The sequence below is a fragment of the Bowmanella yangjiangensis genome, from assembly GCF_017255015.1.
GTDB lineage: Bacteria > Pseudomonadota > Gammaproteobacteria > Enterobacterales > Alteromonadaceae > Bowmanella > Bowmanella yangjiangensis.
Window position 1 is genome coordinate 1 of the sequence record NZ_JAFKCS010000612.1, and the last position, 433, is coordinate 433.

Genomic DNA, 433 nt, shown 5'->3' on the forward strand with positions numbered 1-433 from the left:
GTTATTTGCCTTCTCAACGAAACCTTCCCTTACGCAAGGGTCAGTTGTTACAAAGCATTTTCAGGCTCGCGGGCGGCCCGCAGATCGGCAGGCAGGAGCAAGGTATCGATCAGCGCATCGAGCGGTAGCGAGACGACCGCCAGCACGGGACAGACGACGCTGAACCAGCAAACCACCGTCCCGGGATTACCGCTGCCGCTGGGGCCAGGGCGCATCCCCAGCAGGTAGAGATCGCCGTTGACGCTCTTGTAGGTATCCACCGGCAGGGCGCCGTTTTCGCCCTCGCGGCCCGTCAGGGTGCCGCAGCCGCCTGCGACAGCGAGCAGCGATATCCACACGTAACGCAGCAGGTGCTTCATGCACGCTCCTCGTTCATCCATGAAAGGAGCGGGCTCAGGCCCTGGCCAGCTCCGGCAGGTCACCGGAAAGCCCC

The 433-nt window shown here is 63.5% G+C and carries 1 protein-coding gene; it reads right to left on the reverse strand.

Annotated features, from left to right (window positions below):
• Window positions 1-47: 47 nt before the first annotated feature.
• Window positions 48-359, reverse strand: a complete 312-nt coding sequence (locus tag J0A65_RS25920; RefSeq protein ID WP_206597071.1) for a YceK/YidQ family lipoprotein — start codon at window positions 357-359, stop codon at window positions 48-50.
• Window positions 360-433 lie beyond the last annotated feature (74 nt).

Bases quoted from the DNA above. Each gene is read 5' to 3' on its own strand.
- J0A65_RS25920 (WP_206597071.1), bottom strand. From the start codon at position 359: ATGAAGCACCTGCTGCGTTACGTGTGGATATCGCTGCTCGCTGTCGCA.